Source organism: Cellulomonas sp. URHB0016 (assembly GCF_054057935.1).
In genome coordinates this window covers 4,314,514-4,332,791 of sequence record NZ_JBSRZU010000001.1, presented here as the reverse complement: position 1 = coordinate 4,332,791, position 18,278 = coordinate 4,314,514, and the positions used below count along the sequence as shown (strand labels likewise).

Below are 18,278 nucleotides of genomic sequence, written 5' to 3'. Positions count from 1 at the left end.
GGGGGCGTCGTCGGCCCCGACCGTCAGCCTGACCGACCCGAGCCGTGGACGCCAGGGCAATGGTCCCACCGCCGGGACCGTGCCGGTGACCGGCGGGCTCGTCGGCCCCGCCGTCAGGCCTGCTGTACAGGCAGGTGACGGCCCCACCAGGCGAGCACGTGCTCGAACCGCTGGTGGCGGTGACGCGGCCGGCCCGACCGCGTCAGCTCGTGCCCCTCCCCCGGGAAGAGGAGCAGCTCGGCCCCGACACCGCGGCGCTTCAGCTCGACGAACCAGCGCTGCCCCTGCTCGACCGGGCAGCGCCAGTCCTGCTCGGAGTGGATCACCAGCGTCGGCGTCCGCACGTCCCCGACGTGCGCCATCGGCGACTGCGCCGCCACCGCCACCTCGCCCCCGTCCCGGCTGTCGCCCAGGTAGGCCAGACCGAAGTACCAGCCGATGTCGCTGGAGCCCACGAAGCTCACGGGGTCCAGGAAGCCGCGCTCGACGATCGCACCTGCGAAACGATCGGTCCGGGTCGTCAACCACGCGGTCATGTAGCCGCCGTACGACCCACCCATCACGCCCACCCGGTCACCGTCGAGGGCCGGGTCCGCCAAGGCGCCGTCCAGGAGCGCGAGCACGTCGTCGGCGTCCACGGTCCCGAACCCACCACGGATCGCGCGACCGTGAGCACGTCCGTACCCCGACGACCCGCGAGGATTGCCGAGCACCACCGCGTAGCCGGCCCCTGCCAGCACCTGCACCTCGTCGAACAGCGCGTGCGTGTACTGGGCGAACGGTCCGCCGTGGATCAGGAGGATGGTGGGGTGCGGACCGCCGCCGAACCGCTCGGAATCTGGGCGGACCACCCAGCCATGCACCGCGTACCCGTCCGGCGCGTTCGCCGTCAGCTCGACCGGCACCCGCAGCCCGCCTGAGCGGACGAGGGGCGCCGACAGGTCCGTCAGCGCCCGGATCCGACCCGTGCCGAGATCCACCTCGAGAAGGTCACCGGACGACGACGGCGCGGCCGCCGTGACCACTGCCCTGCGACCGTCCGCCGTCACCGCGACTCCGGACACCACGTGCGTCCCCCCGAGCACCGTCCGGAGCCGTCCGTCAGCGTCCAGGCGGGCCAGGTGCACCGACCCGCGTGTCTCGACGGCGACCAGCGGCAACCCGTCGACCTCGACGAGCACGGAGCGCAGCAGCGCCGTGGAGTCCTCGTCCGTCAGGCGTTCCGGTGAGGTCACGGGCATGGCCGTCGCATCGAGTGCCACGCGGTAGAGCCCCGTGTGTGCGGCCACGAACTCGAGACCCGACTCCCGAAGGTCGGTCGCGAGGAGCCACAGCGTGCGCCCGTCGCCGGACGGCTGGGCGAGGTGGACGTCGAGGGTGCTGCCCGCGTCGGCATCGGTGATCGGCCGGGGTGCCGACGGCGGCCCCTCGGGACGAGCTTGCACGAGCACCACGTCGGCGCGCAGGTCGTGCTCGCGCGCGCTGTGCCGGGCGGTCGTGGCGACGAGCGCGTCGCCGGAGGGGAGCCAGCGGAACTCGTCGAGCTCCAGGTCTCCCGCGGTCAGCGCGACCGGTCGCGGCACCTCGATGCCGACGAGGTCGCCCTCGGGGACGTCGACCGCGAAGAGGCGCCTCGGACGGTCCCGGAGGAAGCCGACGTCGTCCGCCCGGTAGCGGAGCTCGGTGATGTGACGCGGAGGCTCCGCCGCAGGATCACCGTCAGGCAGGTAACGACCCTCGTCCGGCACGCGGGCGAGGAAGGCGACACGGGTGCCGTCCGGCGAGAAGCGTGGCGACGATGCGCCGAGCGGGGCGTCCGTCAGGCGCACCGGCTCGCCACCGGTCGCCTCCACGACGTACACCTGCGGCTTGCCCTTCGGCTCGGCTCGGCAGAAGACCACCCAGCATCCGTCCGGCGACACGTCCGGTGCGGTGTCGCGGTGCCCACGCGTGAGCCGGTGCGCGTCGGGCATGTCGTCCCCGGTGAGCGGTACCGACCAGAGCTGCCCGACGTACTCGTCGGCGTCGAGGTCGGGGTGGGTCACGGAGACGATCGCCGCGCTCCCGTCGGGGAGGACGGCGGCGACGCCGGGAACACGGAGCAGCGGCAGGTCGTCGGCGATCATCAGACGAACCTACGACGCCGACGCGCCCCCCGGCGCAACGGTCGCGTCCTCTCCGGTCGGGTCACCGGCATCGGTGGCGGTCCGGTCGGCGCGCAGCACGGTGATCGCCGCCTCGAAGTCCTCCAGGGAGTCGAACGCCTGGTACACGCTCGCGAACCTCAGGTAGGCGACCTCGTCGAGCTCCCGGAGCGGACCCAGGATCGCGAGCCCGATCTCGTACGCGTCGATCTCCGCCGAACCCGAACCGCGGAGCGCCTCCTCGACGCGTTGCGCGAGGAGCGCCAGGTCGTCCTCGCTCACAGGCCGGCCCTGGCACGCCTTGCGCACGCCCCCCGTGATCTTCGCCCTGCTGAACGGTTCGGTGACGCCCGAGCGCTTGACGACCGAGAGGCTCGCGGTCTCCACGGTGCTGAACCGCCGGTTGCACTGGGGGCACTGGCGGCGTCGCCGGATGGACGAGCCGTCGTCGGACGTACGGGAGTCGACCACCCGGGAGTCTGGATGTCGGCAGAACGGACAGTGCACCGCGATCCCCTTCGAGCTGACCTGACGACGCGGGACCGCGTTCGCCGTGGACGTCCAGGCGACGCTAGGCCACCGCCTTCGCCGCGTGCAAGGCGACCCGTGACCTGGAGACCGACGGTCAGGCCACAGGGACGACGATCGACTGCCCGGCCATGAGGCCGGCGCTCGGCAGGTTGTTGAGCTCGACGAGCCGCACGACCACGTCCCGCACGTCGTCGCCCGGACCTGCGACCTCACGCGCGATCCCCCAGAGCGTCTCGCCCGGCTGCACGACATGGCGCACGACCTCGACCGCTCCGGACGGCCCGTCGGCCGACGCCCGGCCCGCCTGCCACGGCACGATGCCGGCGCCCACGACGAGCAGGGTCAGCACCCCGAGCACGATCCGGCCCCGGGCAGTGAGGCGGAGCGGACCGTCACCGGCCGGAGTCGACGCGCGACCGGCGGGCGGGCGACCGGCACGGCGGACGGAGGATGCGAAGCCGGGCGCCCGGCCGAGCCAGGGCTGGTCGGTCACCAGTGCGGTCATCGTCGCTCTCTCCCTTACGTCCGGGCCGGCGTCGGGGCCGGTCTCGCTGCACGGTGCGGCGCTCCGCGATCCCCGTGTTCGAACGGGTGTTCGTCGAACGTCTGTACGATGTCTACCACTCACCGCCGACACGTGTCGAGACCGGATCGAACATGTGTTTGATCTGGACGACTGTGATCTCTACGCTGGCGGTGCGGGGACAGCCCACCACCGACCACTGACAGGACGGTGACCGGTGCGGGAGTGCTCGCAGGGCGACCAGCCCGAGAGCCGTCGGCGGCTCGCAGGACCGGACAGGGAGCCCACGCGGCCCCGACCAAGGAGGGTGCAGTGGCGGACACACGGGACGCGTCCCGGCACGACGCAGATCTGGCGACCATCTACGAGCTGCCCGACGGCGCCCAGGGACCCGACGAGCTCTCGGCGCGGCAGCGCCTGGTCCTGGACACCATCCGGACGTCCGTCGAGTCGCGCGGATATCCCCCGAGCATGCGAGAGATCGGGAAGGCCGTCGGACTGACGAGCCCGTCGAGCGTCAAGCACCAGCTGACCGCCCTGGAGCGCAAGGGCTACCTGCGCAGGGACCCCCATCGGCCCCGGGCGATCGAGGTCGTCCACCCCGACGACTCGCGCGGCGTCGGGGCCTGGACGGCTCCCGACGGGACGCGCAGCGGGCTGCTCGGCGGGATGGACGGAGACGAGTCGGTGCCCACGCCGTCGTACGTGCCCGTCGTCGGGCGCATCGCGGCGGGCGGTCCGATCCTCGCCGAGCAGGTCGTCGAGGACGTGTTCCCGCTCCCCCGCCAGCTCGTCGGCGACGGCGAGCTGTTCCTGCTCCGCGTGAGCGGCGACTCGATGATCGAGGCGGCGATCTGCGACGGTGACTGGGTGGTCGTCCGACGCCAGCCGGTCGCGGAGAACGGGGAGATCGTCGCGGCCATGATCGACGGCGAGGCGACCGTCAAGACGTTCAAGAGAGCCGACGGCCACGTGTGGCTGCTGCCGCACAACGCCGCGTACTCGCCGATCCCGGGCGACGACGCCACCGTGCTCGGTCGGGTCGTGAGCGTGCTCCGCAGCCTGTGATCGCCCCCGGGTGCCCGCGTCGCGCGGGCACCCGGGGCTCCACCGGGGATCCCGGACCCGTCAGGCGTCCCGTGCCTCGCCCGCCCGGTGGCGACACCGCGGAGTCAGAGGCCGAAGCGCTGCGCGACGGAGCGCAGCGCGTCCGCCGAACGACGCAGCCCGGCGAGCTCGTCCACGGACATCGGCACCGCGAGCCGGTCCATCACGCCTCGCGCGCCGACGATCGTCGGGACGGACAGGCAGACGTCGCTGATCCCGTAGAAGTCGTCGAGCAGCGACGAGACCGGCAGGACGCGGCGCTCGTCGTTGAGGATCGCCTCGATGATCCGTGAGCCGGCCAGCGCGACGGCGTAGTTCGTCGCCCCCTTGCCCTCGATGATCCGGTACGCCGAGTCGATGACCTCGCGGGCGATGACGTCGCGGAGCTCTGCGGTGAGCGGCCCGTGCCCACCGAGACCGTCCCACTCGAGCAGAGGGACGGCCCCGATGCTCGCGGAGCTCCACAGCGGAAGCTCGCTGTCGCCGTGCTCGCCGGCGATGTACGCGTGGACGTTCTGGACCGCGACGCCCGTCTGCTGGGCGATGAGGTAGCGGAGCCGCGACGAGTCGAGCACCGTGCCGGAACCGAACAGCTGTGTCGGGGGCAGCCCGGAGAGCTTGAGCGCGGCATAGGTGACGATGTCCACGGGGTTCGTCACCATGACGTAGATCGCGTTGGGCGCGACCTCGACGAGCGAGGGCAGCACGGTGCGGACGAGCGAGATCGTCGCCTCGGCGAGATCCATCCGGCTCTGCCCGGGCTTCTGCTTGGCACCGGCGGTGAACATGACGACGTCCGCGTCGGCGCACACCGCGATGTCGTCCGAGCCCACGACCTCCGCCATCGGCATGAACTGGATGCCGTGCCCCAGGTCCAGGACCTCGGCCTGCACCTTCGCCGAGTTGATGTCGTAGAGCGCGACGGTCCGGGCGGCGCCACGCATCAGGGCGGCGTACGCCATCGTCGACCCGACCGCGCCCGCACCGACGATCGCGAGCTTGGACGTGCGGCGGCGTGGTGGTGACGGTGCCAGCTGTACCTCGTCGCTGTCGCGGCTCTCGGTCATGCATCCTCCTCGGATCGCACGGCTGCGCGGTGCTGCCGACGTGTTCGGCACCCCCGCCGACACGTCGAGGCTAGCCGGACGCGGCCAGCCGCCGCAGGGCGGAGACGGCCACGTCCCGCTCGGTCGTCCGCCAGAACTCCGGCAGCGACCGCGCCAGGAACTCGCCGTAACGGGCCGTGCTGAGCCGCGGGTCAAGGACGGCGACGACGCCCCTGTCCTCGACGGTGCGGATGAGCCGGCCTGCCCCTTGGGCGAGCAGGAGCGCCGCGTGCGTGGCGGACACGGCCATGAAGCCGTTGCCCCCCGCGGCGGCGACCGCCTCGGACCGGGCGGACCGGACGGGGTCGTCGGGACGGGGGAAGGGAATCCGGTCGATCAGTACCAGGCGGCACGCAGGTCCGGGCACGTCGACCCCCTGCCACAGCGACAGCGTGCCGAACAGGCACGTCGGCTCGTCGGCGGCGAACCGGGCCACGAGGGTCGGCAGCTGGTCGTCGCCCTGGAGCAGGACGGGCACGTCCAACCGGTAGCGCATGGCCGCCGCGGCGGCGATGGCCGCCCGCCGCGACGAGAAGAGGCCGAGCGTCCGTCCGCCGGCGGCACCGACGAGGGCCTCGATCTCGTCGAGCTGGGCGTCGGTGGCGGGCTCGCGTCCGGGCGGTGGCAGCCGTCGCGCGATGTAGAGGATCCCCTGGCGGGCGTAGTCGAACGGGCTGCCCACGTCGAGACCGAGCCACGGCGACCCGGCGGCACCGGACGCGGACCGCGTCGGCGCCATGGTCGTCGTTGACGTCGTGGCAGCGCCGTCCGAGGCACCGTCGACGACGAGGGACGGCGGGCCGACAGGCTCGGCGTCCGGCCGCACCTCCAGGCCGACGGCACGTGCCACGGGATCGAACGATCCCCCGATCGCCAGGGTCGCGGACGTGAGGACGCCGGAGCGCCCGGCCAGCAGGTTGCTCCGGATGAGACCGTTGACGGCGAGCGGCGCAGCGTGCAGCCGGGTGAGGACTGCTCCGCGACGGTCCTCGCTCCGGGCGCACCAGAGCACCGTGTGCCGGTTGTCCTCCGGGTCGGCCGCCATGCGCTCCGCGGTCTCGTAGAGCGCGAGCATGGCGGACGACGCCATCTTGATGCCGCCGTCGGCAGCCACCTGCTTGCCGCCCGTGGCGGTGTCGGGCCTCAGGACGCTGAGCAAGGTGCGCGACGCGTCGCGCACCGCAGCCACGGCGTCCCGCGCGCCGTCGGGCAGGCCCTGCGGGAACCGTCCCTCCGGAAGGTCGACGAGCACCGTCGCGAGCGCCTGGCCCGCGGAGTCGAGGTCGGTCGTCGGCACCCCGCCGTACCGCCTGGCGAGCCGGGCCGCGTGGTCGACGCTGGCGAGCGACAGGTCGGAGGTCGCCTGGGCGGTCACCCGGTCCGTGAGCTCGTGGGCCTCGTCGACGACCAGGACGTCGTGCTCGGGCAGCACCCCCGGCGACCCGGACGCCGCGATGCCGAGCATCGCGTGGTTGGTGACCACGACGTCGGCGTCCCGTGCGGCGGCCCGGGCGCGCTCGGGGAAGCACTCGTCGAGCATCGGGCACCTCGAGCCGAGACACTCCAGCGACGTGACGGACACCTGGCGCCAGGCCCGGTCGCTCACCCCGGGGACGAGGTCGTCGCGGTCGCCGGAGCCGGTCTGCTCCGCCCACGCGCGCAGCCGGACGACCTGGTCACCGAGCGACTCGCCCCCGCCGCCGCGGCCGGTGCCGCCGAGTGCGGGATGCTCCGCGGCGCCGGCGTGCTCACCGAGGTCGAACAGGGTGCCCGCATCGTCCTCCGGGTACCCGCCCGCGACCTTGTGCACGCAGACGTAGTTGTGCCACCCCTTGAGCAGGGCGATCTTCGGTGCGCGGGGCAGCCGGGGCGCGAGCGCGTCCGCGACGAGGGGCAGGTCGCGCGTGATGACCTGGCGCTGCAGCGCGAGCGTCGCTGTGGATACGACGACCCGCTCGTCCGCCACGACGGCGTGCCGTACCGCGGGGACGAGGTAGCCGAGGGACTTCCCGGTGCCGGTGCCGGCCTGGACGAGCAGGTGCTCGCCGGTCTCCAGGGCGTGCGCGACGGCGAGCGCCATCTCGTGCTGGCCCTCGCGCCGCGACCCGCCGAGCGCGCCGACCGCCACGTCGAGCAGGTCGCCGACGGACGGGTCTGCGGGAGGCACCGCGTCAGCCTAGTGGGCGGCCGACGGGGTCCCGACCGGCGCGGAACCGCGGCCGCCGAGGCGAAGAGCGGGTCGACGGGTCGGTCGGGTCAGGCACGCGGCTGCGCGGCCGCCTGGAGCTCGGCAGCGAGGCCGGCGTCGACCCGTGCCCGCAGCGCGGTCCCGTCGGCGACGTGCTCCTCGGAGTCGATGTCGCCGTGCTCGTGGACGCGGCTCACGAGGTCGCCCCGGTGGTACGGGACGACCACGTCGACGGCGACGCCCGGACGAGGAAGCTGGTCGGCGACGAGCGCCTGGAGCTCCTCGATGCCCTCGCCGGTGTGCGCGGAGACCACGACCGAGTGCACCTCGCGGGACCTGAGCCGGGCGATGACCTCGGCCGAGGCCGTGTCGGCCTTGTTGAGCACGATGATCTCGGGCACGTCCATCGCGCCGGGGATGTCCGCGAAGACGTGCCGCACTGCGGCGATCTGCCCCTCGGGGTCGGGGTGCGACGCATCGACGACGTGCAGGATGAGGTCGGCGTCGGCGACCTCCTCGAGCGTCGACCGGAACGCCTCGACGAGCTGGTGCGGGAGCGCCCGGACGAACCCGACCGTGTCCGCGAGCGTGTACACCCGACCGTCGACGGTCTCGGCGCGGCGGACCGTCGGGTCCAGCGTGGCGAACAGCGCGTTCTCCACGAGCACGCCGGCGTTCGTCAGCCGGTTCAGCAGCGACGACTTGCCTGCGTTCGTGTAGCCGGCGATCGCGACGGACGGGATCGCGTGCTTCTTGCGCGACGCCCGCTTGGTGAGCCTGGCCGGCTCCATCGCGGCGATCTCCCGGCGCAGCTTGGCCATGCGGTTGCGGATGCGCCGCCGGTCGAGCTCGATCTTCGTCTCGCCGGGACCGCGCGAGCCCATGCCGGCACCGGCGCCGCCGACCTGGCCACCGGCCTGCCGCGACATCGACTCACCCCAGCCGCGCAGGCGCGGGAGCAGGTACTCCAGCTGAGCGAGCTCGACCTGCGCCTTGCCCTCCCGTGACTTGGCGTGCTGAGCGAAGATGTCGAGGATCAGCGCGGTGCGGTCCACGACCTTCACGCGCACGATGTCCTCCAGCGCTCGCCGCTGCGACGGTGCCAGCTCGCCGTCGACCACGACCGTGTCCGCGCCGACCGCCGCGACGAGCTGGGCCAGCTCGGCCGCCTTGCCCGAGCCCAGGTAGGTCCCCGGGTCCGGTGAGCGGCGCTTCTGCAGCAGTGCGTCGAGAACCTCGGAGCCGGCCGTCTCGGCGAGAGCGGCGAGCTCGCGCAAGGAGATCTCGGCCTCGTCGGCCGACCCGCTCGCCAGGCCGACGAGCACGACGCGCTCGAGTCGCAGCTGCCGGTACTCGACCTCGGTGACGTCCTCGAGCTCGGTCGACAGACCGGCGACACGGCGCAGCGACGTGCGCTCCTCGAGGTCCAGCTGGTCACCGTCGTACGACGAGTGGACGGTGCGGCCGTCGTGCACCGCCGTCCCGGCCCGGGCGAGCACCCGGGCGACGACGTCGTCGGCCACCTCCTGCGGCGTTCGAGGCGTCACGGCGACCTCGGCGTCGCTGGTGGTGTGCTGCGGGTCGTTCACGCGGTTCCTCTCGTCCGGGGGTGCCTCCAGGGTCGCACGCGCACCACGGACGGGCGACGCATTTCGCTCCGGGCCGAGCGCCCGCACGAGCAGGTAGGGTCGGCGCCGTGACCGGGCACGACCACTACTTCACCGCGCAGCCCGCGTCCACGGTCGAGCGCCGCTCGATCTCGGTCGAGCTGGCAGGCCGGACGCTGCAGGTCGAGACCGCCGGTGGGGTGTTCTCCCCCGACCACGTGGACCTCGGCACGCAGGTGCTGCTGCGGACGGCGCCGGCGCCGCCCCGCACCGGCGACCTGCTGGACCTCGGCTGCGGGTGGGGTCCCGTGGCCCTCAGCCTCGCCCTGGCGTCCCCGGGGGCGCGCGTCTGGGCGGTGGACGTCAACGAGCGTGCGCTCGACCTCGTGCGTCGCAACGCCGAGCGGCTCGGTGCCGACAACGTGGTGGCCGCGCTGCCCGACGACGTCCCCGACGACGTCGGCTTCGCCGCCATCTGGTCCAACCCGCCCATCCGGGTCGGCAAGGAGGCCCTGCACGAGCTCCTGCTGCGGTGGCTCCCGCGGCGGGCGCGCTCCGGCGAGGCGCACCTCGTCGTCGGGAAGAACCTCGGCGCGGACTCCTTGCAACGGTGGCTCGCGGCGCAGCTCGGCCCGGGCGTGAGCGTGGACCGGACAGCGAGCGCGAAGGGCTTCCGCGTCCTGGCGGTGCACGACCGCTGAGCCGGCGCGCCGTGGCGTCGGCCGCGCGTCAGCCGCCCGCGACGGCGATCGCCGCGCGGACCTGCGCCAGCGTCGGCGTGCCCGTCGCCCGGCGACGTACGGCACCCGTGGCGTCGAGCACGAGGACGGTCGGGGTGGTCTCGATGCCGAGCCGCTCGCCCAGCTCGAGGTGGCGGGCGACGTCGAGGTCCACGAACGCGACGCCCCAGGTGGTCGTGACCGCCCGCTCGACGACCAGCCGCGTGGCGCGGCACGGCGCGCAGAACGCGCTCGAGAACTCCACGACCGTGGCCCGCGCCCCCAGGGGTGCACCGAGCTCGGCCGGGGTGAGCTGCACGGCGGTCAGCGGCCGGCGGTCAGAGCGGTCAGGTCGACGGTGGCCTCCGCGACGAGCACGGCCGGACCCGCGAGCTCGACGTGCCCGTCGGGCAGCACCGTCACGCGCACCGTGCCGCCGGGCACCTCGACGAGCCACACGTCCGGCGCACCGGGCCCCGCCCAGGTCCGGACGGCGAGCGCCGCGGCGCACGCTCCGGTGCCGCACGAGCGCGTCTCGCCGACGCCCCGCTCGTGGACCCGCATCCGGACCCGCCCCACGAGCGCACCGTCCGCGGCCCGTTCCTCGCCCAGCGGGACGACGAGCTCGACGTTCGTGCCGTGCGGTGGCACGGGCGTGACGACCGGCGCGCGGGTGAGGTCGGCGGCGGCGAGCTCGGACTCGTCCGGCAGGGCGAGCACGGTGTGGGGGTTGCCGAGGTCGATGCTCAGCGCAGCGCGGGCGACCTCCAGGCCGGCGACCTCGACGTCCGCGTCGGCGCCGGCCTGCACGGCCGCCGCGCCGCCCGGGATCGACCAACGCCCCATGTCGACCGCGTACCAGACGTCGTCATCGACCCCGGCGGGCACCGGGACGCGCCGGACACGACGCACGCCCGCCCGGGTGCCGAGCGCGAGGGCACCCGCTGCGGGGTCCCACAGGCCGAGGCGCTCCAGGTAGGCCGCGAACACGCGCACGCCGTTCCCGCACATCTCCGCGACCGAGCCGTCCGCGTTCCGGTAGTCCATGAACCACGTGGCAGCGGGCTCCTCGGTGAGCGCCGCGACCCCCTCCGGGAGCCGCTCGCTCGCGACGACGCGGATCACGCCGTCGCCCCCCAGCCCCGCGCGGCGGTCCGCGAGCTCGCGCACGAGCGTCGCTCCGAGGTCGACGGAGCCCGTGCGGTCGTCCAGGAGGACGAAGTCGTTCTGCGTCCCGTGGCCCTTGGTGACCTGCAGGGTCGCCCCGTGCGCGGGCGCCCCGAGCGGGGCGGCGTCGGTCGTCGCAGCGGCGGAGGCCACCGTGGGAGCGGGCTGGGGGGTCACGAACCCAGACTACGACGCGGCGCCGGATCGTCCGTGGCAGGCCCGAGCCGCCCGTCGTCGGCCCGCTCGACGAGAGCGAGCGCGCGCCCGAGGAGGTCGGGGTCCTGCGCGTCGAGCCAGTGCACCCGGGGGTCACGGCCGAACCAGCCCATCTGCTTGCGAGCGAGCCGACGCGTGCCGGCCGTGATCGCGGCACGGGCCTCGTCGGGCGTCGTCTCCCCGCGCAGCATCGCCAGGACCTCGGCGTAGCCGACGGCGCGGGACGCGGTCCGGCCCAGACCGGTCGCGGAGAGCGTCCGGACCTCGTCGACCAGCCCCCGCTGCCACATCCGCTCCACCCGGGCGGCGACGTGCTCGTCGAGCGTGGGCCGGTCGCAGTCCAGCCCGATCTGCACGGCGGGCACCTCGTAGACGTGCTGGGGGAGCGACGCGGAGTAGGGACGGCCGGTGAGCGCGAAGACCTCCAGCGCCCGGACCACACGCCGGGCGTTGCGCGGCCCGATCCCCTCGGCTGCGAGCGGGTCGACGGCCGCCAGCTCGGCGTGCAGGGCCCGCGACCCCTCGGCCTCGACCCGTTCCTCGAGCCGGGCCCGGACCGCAGGGTCGGTGCCAGGGAACTCCATGTGGTCGAGGAGCGACCGGACATACAGGCCGGACCCACCGACGGCGACCGCGCGCCGGCCGCGGGCGTCGATCTCTCCCAGGGCCGCTCGCGCCCGGGCCTGGTAGTCAGCCACGGAGGCGTCCTCATGGGGGTCCAGCACGTCGAGCAGGTGGTGCGGCACGCCCTGTCGCTCGTCAGGGGTGAGCTTGGCGGTGCCGATGTCCATGCCGCGGTACAGCTGCATCGCGTCGGTGTTGACCACCTCGCCGTCGAGCGCGTGCGCGAGCGCCAGGCCCAGGTCCGACTTGCCGGTCGCCGTCGGGCCGACCACCGCCACGACCAGGGTCACGGCGTCACTGGTCGGCGGGGTACTGCTCGTCGAGCGCCTGGAAGAAGCCGAGAGAGGCACCCAGTCCGCATCGGATGTGCAGGTCCAGCTGCGCATCCGTGACCCCGTGCGTGTAGTCGACGCTGTGCTCGGTGTAGACGCGGACGACGTCGTCCTCGACGCGCACGTAGATCTTCGGCCAGATCACGTTGTCCGCCCAGCCGTTGGCGGCGAACAGCACCGAACCGAACTCGCTGCGCGGCAGCTCGCGCGCCCAGCGACCACGGATCTGGAGCACCTCGCCGTCGTTCCCGAGCGAGAAGAACCGGAACAGGTGCGCGTCCCACTGGCCGATGAGGTTGCCCTCCTCGTCCACCTGGTACGTGTCACCGTGCTCCTCGAGCCGAGCACCGACCCGGCTCATCGCGAAGGCGTGCAGCTGGTGCTCGGGGGCATCGGTGGGCATCGGGACCTCGTGGGGTGCGATCGTGTCGGGGGGCACGCAGAGATTACCCGGCGTTCGGCAGGCCGTTCGCCGAGTCGTGCGACGACTCGGCGACCGACCACAGGACGACGGCGTGGTGCGCGCCGGCAGGTGTCCCGACGGCCAGCACGGTCGAGCGGACGTCGGCGTCCGCCGCGGCACCGACGAGGACCATCCAGGGCGCCCGCCCCGTCACCGCGAGATCGGCAGCCAGCGCGGAGTCGAGCCCGGCGAGCACCGCCCTCGCGTCGGGACCTGCGTCGGCCAGGGCGGCGAGCAGACGCTCGTCGAGCGACGGCGCACGAGGGTCGTCGGCGAGCGGTGCGTCCGGCCCGTGGCGGCCGCTCCCGGAACCGACGACGACCATCGCGACCCGGTCCGCGGCGGCGAGGTCGCGGCCGAACGACACGAGACCGTCGTCGCCGGCCACCTCGACGACGCGCAGGGGCCCCTCCCAGCCGGTCCGCGCCAGCAGGTGCAGGGCGACGGCGGCCGGAACACCGAGCGGGCCGTCGTCGCCCGGCGGCCCGACGAGCGTCCGCACGGGCGCGGGCCAGCCCAGCATCGCGTCCGGGACCCCGGCAGGGCCCAGCGACGCCCGGACCGTTCCGCCGAGCTCGCGGACCGCGCTGCCGGGCGCGACGACGACCACCCGCGACGCCGCCGAGACCGCCTTCGCCACCGCCCGCAGTGCCGCCTCCCTCAGGTCGGCGGCCGGGTCGGCGGCTCCGGCGGCTCCCGGCACGAGGAGGGCGGTGTCCGGCACGAGGGCCGCGGCGACGAGCATGAGCCGACGCTACTGGCCCGGGGCAACCCGCCACCTGAGCGACACCGGGCCCGGCCGTCGGCGGCCCCCGGTAGTCTCGTGCGCATGGCCTCGTTCGCCCACCGCGCACGCCGATGGATCGCGCGTCGCCCGCTCACGGCCTCCCGCGCGGGCACACGCAGACCCGCGCCCGTTCGCCGTCCGGAGCAGACGGACGACGAGCTGCACGACCAGGTGGCGCAGCTCCTGGCCCGAGAGCTCGGCGTCGCCGAGCCCGCGGAGGACCTTCCGACGCCGGTCAGCCCCGCCCGCATCGCACGGTGGATGACGCAGAACCAGTTCAGCTACTTCGTCGACAACGACGGCGACCTCGGGGGGCTGTGGCGGGGCCGGCTGTTCTACTTCTTCCTGTTCGGTGAGGAGGCCGAGATCCTTCAGGTACGGGGGCAGTGGCACCGCGAGATCGCGATCGAGAGGCTCGAGGAGGTCCTCGACCTCTGCAACGAGTGGAACGCGGACCGCATCTGGCCCAAGGCGTACGTGCGGGTCCGCGACAACGGCCGCGTGCACGTGGTGTCGGAGGTCGCCACCGACCTGGAGCACGGCGCGACGGACGCTCAGCTCAGCCAGGTGCTGTTCTGCGGTCTGTCGACGGGCAGCATGTTCTTCGACGCGCTCGACGAGCGCTACCCCGACCCTGCGGGGGTCGCACCGTGACGGGGGTGGCGCGATGAGCGGGCCCGGTTGGCTGCTGCGCGTGCTGGGCGGCCTGCCCAAGCCCACGAAGCGTCCGTCCCCCGACGACGAGCCGCCGCGGCCCCTGTCGCGCGACCGCGTCGGCGAGTACCTGCTCGGCCGGGGCTACCGGTTCGTGGTCGACGACGACGGTGACCTCACCGGCACCTGGGACGGCAGCCGGTTCTGGTTCCTGCTGCTCGGCGAGCAGAACGAGATCCTCCAGGTCCGGGGCCGCTGGCACCGCGTGCTTCCCCTCGAGCAGCGCGCCGCCGTGGCGCTCGCGGTGAACGACTGGAACCGTGAGCGGATCTGGCCCAAGGCGTACCTGCGCGAGGAGGAGGGTGCGCTCGCCCTGTACAGCGAGGTCTCGTCCGACTTCGAGCCGGGCGCCACGGACCTGCAGCTCGCGCAGCTGGTCGCCTGCGGCCTGGGCACCGGGGTGCAGATGTTCACGGCGCTGGACGGACTGCTCCCCCGGGACGACGCGCCACCCACGGACCTGCCCGACAACTGACGCGCCGCCATGCGTCGGCGGACCGCCGTCCGGCTGCCCGTCAGGAGCGGGGCGAACCGAGCGTCGGCAGGCCGAGGCTCACCGGCCCAGCAGGCGCACCGGCTCCCGTGCTGCAGGACCCGGCCCCGTGCGAGTGCTCGTCGTTCGCATCCCGACGTGCGACCCAGGCGTCGCCGGCGCGGGTCCGGCGCACCGAGAAGGTCCCGCCGACCAGCGTTCCCGAGTCCGCGACCAGGTGGTGCGGCGCACCGTGCGTCACGTCGACGGTGACCAGGTCGCCCGGACGCGGAGCGTCTGCGTCCGGCAGCCCTGGCGGCAGCGTCAGGTGAACGAGCCGGTTGTCCGCGGCGCGGCCGGTGAGCCGGTGCGTGGCGCCGTCCTTGCGACCCTCGCCCTCCGCGAGCAGCACCTCGACGGTCCGGCCCACCTGCGCCAGGTTCTCCTCGAGGGAGATGCGCTCCTGCAGAGACACCAGGCGCTCGTACCGTTCCTGGACCACCGCCTTCGGCAGCTGGTCCGGGAGGTCGGCGGCAGGTGTGCCGGGCCTGGGCGAGTACTGGAAGGTGAACGCCGACGCGAAGCGCGACTCCTCGACGACCCGCAGCGTCTCGACGAAGTCCTCTTCCGTCTCCCCCGGGAAGCCCACGATGATGTCCGTCGTGATGGCGGCGTGCGGCATCGCGGAGCGGACCCGCTCGAGGATGCCGAGGAACCGGTCCGACCGGTAGGAGCGGCGCATGGCCCGCAGGATCCGGTCCGAGCCCGACTGCAACGGCATGTGGAGCTGTGGCATCACGGAGCGCGTCTCGGCCATCGCCTCGATGACGTCGTCGGTGAACGCGGCGGGGTGCGGCGACGTGAAGCGCAGCCGCTCCAGCCCGTCGGTCGCGCCGGCGGCCCGCAGCAGCTTCGAGAACGCCGCGCGGTCACCGAACTCGACCCCGTAGGAGTTGACGTTCTGCCCGAGGAGCGTCACCTCGATCGCACCCTGGTCCACCAGGGCGTGGACCTCGGCGAGGATCTCGCCGGGACGCCGGTCCCGCTCCTTGCCGCGCAGGTGCGGGACGATGCAGAACGTGCAGGTGTTGTTGCACCCGACGCTGATGGAGACCCATCCCGCGTACACCGACTCGCGCCGCGTCGGCAGCGTGGAGGGGAACACCTGCAGCGACTCGGCGATCTCCACCTCGGCGCGCTCGTTGTGCCGGGCGCGCTCCAGGAGCACCGGCAGCACGTCGAGGTTGTGCGTGCCGAACACCACGTCGACCCAGGGTGCCCGAGCGACGATCCCTGCCCGGTCCTTCTGGGCGAGGCAGCCGCCGACGGCGATCTGCATGCCAGGACGGGCACGCTTGGTGCCCGCGAGCCGTCCGAGGTTGCCGTACAGCTTGTCGGCGGCGTTCTCCCGCACGGCACACGTGTTGATGACGATGACGTCGGCGTCCTCCGCGGCGGCGTCCGCCGGGCTGGCCGCGACGTAGCCGGCCTGCTCGAGCATGCCCGCCATGTGCTCGGAGTCGTGCACGTTCATCTGACAGCCCAGGGTCTTGACCACGTAGGTGCGTGCGGCCGACGGCGCTCCGGTCGGGGCGTCGCGGCGGCTGGTCGTCGGGGGCGCAGGCTCGACGGGGGCGAGGGCCACCGGCAGGGGCAGGGTCGTGGACATCAGGACAAGGGTACGACCCGTCGACGGGCGTCCCCGTGTGCGACGCCCGCCAGGCAACTTTGCCGGGCCGTTGCACAACCGTGACCGACCGTGGTCGCCATTTCGGGCATTCCCCCCTAGGTTCGACGAATGGCGGACCTCGCACCCCCCGGACCGAGCACCGCCGGCGTCCCGTCCGCCGCCCCGACCGACCGGCCCGTGGGTGAGCCGCTCGTCGAGCTGCGCGACGTCGACAAGCACTTCGGCCCGCTCCACGTGCTGCAGCACATCGACCTCACCGTGCGCCGCGGTGAGGTCGTCGTCGTCATCGGGCCGTCCGGCTCGGGGAAGTCGACGCTGTGCCGCACGATCAACCGCCTCGAGACCATCGACTCCGGCACCATCACCGTGGACGGCAAGGAGCTGCCCGAGGAGGGCCGCGACCTCGCCCGGCTGCGCGCCGACGTCGGCATGGTGTTCCAGTCGTTCAACCTCTTCGCGCACCGCACCGTGCTGGACAACGTGACACTCGGGCCCATCAAGGCGAAAGGGGTCAAGAGCTCGGTCGCGAAGGCCCACGCCCGCGAGCTGCTCCACCGCGTCGGTGTCGGCGACCAGGCGCAGAAGCTGCCCGCGCAGCTGTCCGGCGGTCAGCAGCAGCGCGTGGCGATCGCGCGCGCCCTCGCGATGGACCCCAAGGTCATGCTGTTCGACGAGCCGACCTCCGCGCTCGACCCCGAGATGATCAACGAGGTCCTCGACGTCATGGTCGGCCTCGCTCGCGAAGGCATGACGATGCTCGTCGTCACGCACGAGATGGGGTTCGCCCGCAGCGCCGCGCACCGCGTGGTGTTCATGGACGGTGGGCAGATCGTCGAGGAGGCCGACCCCGAGACGTTCTTCACCGCCCCCACGAGCAACCGCGCCCGCGACTTCCTCTCGAAGATCCTCACCCACTGACCACCCGCCCCGGCAACCACCCCGCACCTGACCGACACCGCACATGACACGAAGGGGACGCACCATGCGCACAGGAAGACTGGCCGTCGCTCTGGCGGCCGCCGCCACGCTCGCTCTCGCCGGCTGCTCGAGCGGGGACGACAGCGGCGACGGTTCCACGGCGGAGAGCTCCGACGCCGTGACCGGCGGTGCCGAGGGCTCCGTCCGGATCGGCATCAAGTTCGACCAGCCGGGCCTGGGCTTCCAGGACGGCGACACGTACACGGGCTTCGACGTCGATGTCGCGAAGTACGTCGCCGGCGAGCTCGGCTACGGCGAGGACCAGATCGAGTGGGTGCAGGCGCCGTCGGCGCAGCGCGAGAACCTGCTGCAGACCGGCCAGGTGGACATGATCTTCGCGACCTACTCGATCACCGACAAGCGCAAGGAGGTCGTGTCGTTCGCGGGTCCGTACTTCGTCGCCGGACAGGACCTGCTGGTCGCCGCGGACAACGACAGCATCAAGGGGCCCGAGGACCTCGAGGGCAAGAACCTGTGCTCGGTGACCGGGTCGACGTCCGCGCAGCGCATCAAGGACGAGTACGCGACCGGGACGAACCTGCTCGAGCAGCCCGGGTACGCCGAGTGCGTCACCGCCCTGACCGGCGGCACGGTGGACGCCGTGACGACCGACGACATCATCCTCGCCGGTCTCGCCGCGGTCCCCGCCAACAAGGGCAAGGTGAAGGTCGTCGGCAACCCGTTCTCGGAGGAGAACTACGGCGTGGGCCTGCCGAAGGGCAGTGACCAGTGCCAGGCCGTCAACGACGCCATCACGAAGATGATCAAGGACGGCACGTGGCAGGAGCTGCTCGACAAGAACGTCGGGCCGTCCGGGTACGAGGCGAACAAGTCCAACCCTCCGACGCCGGCCGCCTGCGGCTGACCTGACGTCGCCAGGGCCGCTGACCTTCCCGGTCGCGGCCCCCGG

18 protein-coding genes are annotated in these 18,278 nt (G+C 73.3%); 6 read left to right on the top strand and 12 right to left on the bottom strand.

Going from position 1 to position 18,278, the window contains the following annotated elements; genetic code table 11:
* Positions 1-113: 113 nt before the first annotated feature.
* The 3 genes from ACVW07_RS19870 to ACVW07_RS19860 all read right to left on the bottom strand — a co-directional run bounded on the left by ACVW07_RS19870 (position 114) and on the right by ACVW07_RS19860 (position 3,180).
* Entirely contained in the window at positions 114-2,126 is a 2,013-nt protein-coding gene (locus tag ACVW07_RS19870) for a S9 family peptidase (RefSeq protein WP_456820917.1), read from the bottom strand.
* 9 nt (positions 2,127-2,135) lie between these two features.
* Positions 2,136-2,651 carry a transcriptional regulator NrdR gene (gene nrdR, locus ACVW07_RS19865; protein WP_456820916.1) on the bottom strand — a complete coding sequence of 172 codons (516 nt, stop codon included), beginning with the start codon at positions 2,649-2,651 and terminating at the stop codon, positions 2,136-2,138.
* A gap of 118 nt (positions 2,652-2,769) precedes the next feature.
* Entirely contained in the window at positions 2,770-3,180 is a 411-nt protein-coding gene (locus tag ACVW07_RS19860; protein ID WP_456820915.1) for a LysM peptidoglycan-binding domain-containing protein, read from the bottom strand.
* Between the two features lie 330 nt (positions 3,181-3,510).
* Between ACVW07_RS19860 and lexA the strand changes: the two genes are divergently transcribed.
* Positions 3,511-4,266: a transcriptional repressor LexA gene (lexA, locus tag ACVW07_RS19855; protein WP_456820914.1), complete on the top strand. Its 756-nt coding sequence runs from the start codon at positions 3,511-3,513 to the stop codon at positions 4,264-4,266.
* 104 nt (positions 4,267-4,370) lie between these two features.
* On the opposite strand, the gene ACVW07_RS19850 is transcribed toward lexA, so the two are convergent.
* The 3 genes from ACVW07_RS19850 to hflX all read right to left on the bottom strand — a co-directional run bounded on the left by ACVW07_RS19850 (position 4,371) and on the right by hflX (position 9,188).
* Positions 4,371-5,372 carry an L-lactate dehydrogenase gene (locus ACVW07_RS19850; protein WP_456820913.1) on the bottom strand — a complete coding sequence of 334 codons (1,002 nt, stop codon included), beginning with the start codon at positions 5,370-5,372 and terminating at the stop codon, positions 4,371-4,373.
* A gap of 70 nt (positions 5,373-5,442) precedes the next feature.
* On the bottom strand, positions 5,443-7,578 hold the full coding sequence (locus tag ACVW07_RS19845; protein ID WP_456820912.1) for an ATP-dependent DNA helicase: 2,136 nt from the start codon (positions 7,576-7,578) through the stop codon (positions 5,443-5,445).
* 89 nt (positions 7,579-7,667) lie between these two features.
* Entirely contained in the window at positions 7,668-9,188 is a 1,521-nt protein-coding gene (gene hflX / locus ACVW07_RS19840; RefSeq protein WP_456820911.1) for a GTPase HflX, read from the bottom strand.
* A 107-nt stretch (positions 9,189-9,295) separates the two neighbouring features.
* Between hflX and ACVW07_RS19835 the strand changes: the two genes are divergently transcribed.
* The gene (locus tag ACVW07_RS19835) at positions 9,296-9,907 is read left to right on the top strand and encodes a class I SAM-dependent methyltransferase (RefSeq protein ID WP_456820910.1); all 612 of its coding nucleotides are present in this window, start codon (positions 9,296-9,298) and stop codon (positions 9,905-9,907) included.
* A 28-nt stretch (positions 9,908-9,935) separates the two neighbouring features.
* Here ACVW07_RS19835 and ACVW07_RS19830 read toward each other — a convergent pair whose 3' ends face one another.
* From ACVW07_RS19830 to ACVW07_RS19810, 5 genes are read right to left on the bottom strand one after another with little or no spacing between them, the layout of a single operon-like run.
* Positions 9,936-10,244 carry a thioredoxin family protein gene (locus ACVW07_RS19830; protein WP_456820909.1) on the bottom strand — a complete coding sequence of 103 codons (309 nt, stop codon included), beginning with the start codon at positions 10,242-10,244 and terminating at the stop codon, positions 9,936-9,938.
* Positions 10,245-10,249: 5 nt separating this feature from the next.
* Positions 10,250-11,269, bottom strand: a complete 1,020-nt coding sequence (dapF, locus tag ACVW07_RS19825) for a diaminopimelate epimerase (RefSeq protein WP_456820908.1) — start codon at positions 11,267-11,269, stop codon at positions 10,250-10,252.
* Positions 11,266-12,222, bottom strand: coding sequence for a tRNA (adenosine(37)-N6)-dimethylallyltransferase MiaA (gene miaA, locus ACVW07_RS19820; protein WP_456820907.1), 957 nt, complete (start codon positions 12,220-12,222; stop codon positions 11,266-11,268). The genes dapF and miaA overlap by 4 nt, the downstream gene beginning before the upstream one ends.
* Positions 12,223-12,226: 4 nt before the next feature.
* Positions 12,227-12,667 carry a YbjN domain-containing protein gene (locus tag ACVW07_RS19815; protein WP_456820906.1) on the bottom strand — a complete coding sequence of 147 codons (441 nt, stop codon included), beginning with the start codon at positions 12,665-12,667 and terminating at the stop codon, positions 12,227-12,229.
* Between the two features lie 43 nt (positions 12,668-12,710).
* Entirely contained in the window at positions 12,711-13,472 is a 762-nt protein-coding gene (locus ACVW07_RS19810) for a hypothetical protein (protein ID WP_456820905.1), read from the bottom strand.
* Between the two features lie 84 nt (positions 13,473-13,556).
* On the opposite strand from ACVW07_RS19810, the gene ACVW07_RS19805 reads away from it, so the two are divergent.
* Together ACVW07_RS19805 and ACVW07_RS19800 are read left to right on the top strand one after the other, a co-directional pair.
* Positions 13,557-14,168, top strand: a complete 612-nt coding sequence (locus ACVW07_RS19805) for a YbjN domain-containing protein (protein ID WP_456820904.1) — start codon at positions 13,557-13,559, stop codon at positions 14,166-14,168.
* A gap of 13 nt (positions 14,169-14,181) precedes the next feature.
* Positions 14,182-14,703 (top strand): YbjN domain-containing protein, encoded by a 522-nt coding sequence (locus ACVW07_RS19800; protein ID WP_456820903.1) that lies wholly within the window; start codon positions 14,182-14,184, stop codon positions 14,701-14,703.
* Positions 14,704-14,743: 40 nt separating this feature from the next.
* On the opposite strand, the gene miaB is transcribed toward ACVW07_RS19800, so the two are convergent.
* Positions 14,744-16,369 (bottom strand): tRNA (N6-isopentenyl adenosine(37)-C2)-methylthiotransferase MiaB, encoded by a 1,626-nt coding sequence (miaB, locus tag ACVW07_RS19795; protein ID WP_456820902.1) that lies wholly within the window; start codon positions 16,367-16,369, stop codon positions 14,744-14,746.
* Between the two features lie 129 nt (positions 16,370-16,498).
* Here miaB and ACVW07_RS19790 point away from each other — a divergent pair, with 129 nt between their 5' ends.
* On the top strand, positions 16,499-17,308 hold the full coding sequence (locus tag ACVW07_RS19790; RefSeq protein ID WP_456820901.1) for an amino acid ABC transporter ATP-binding protein: 810 nt from the start codon (positions 16,499-16,501) through the stop codon (positions 17,306-17,308).
* Between the two features lie 64 nt (positions 17,309-17,372).
* Positions 17,373-18,233 carry a glutamate ABC transporter substrate-binding protein gene (locus tag ACVW07_RS19785; protein ID WP_456820900.1) on the top strand — a complete coding sequence of 287 codons (861 nt, stop codon included), beginning with the start codon at positions 17,373-17,375 and terminating at the stop codon, positions 18,231-18,233.
* Positions 18,234-18,278 lie beyond the last annotated feature (45 nt).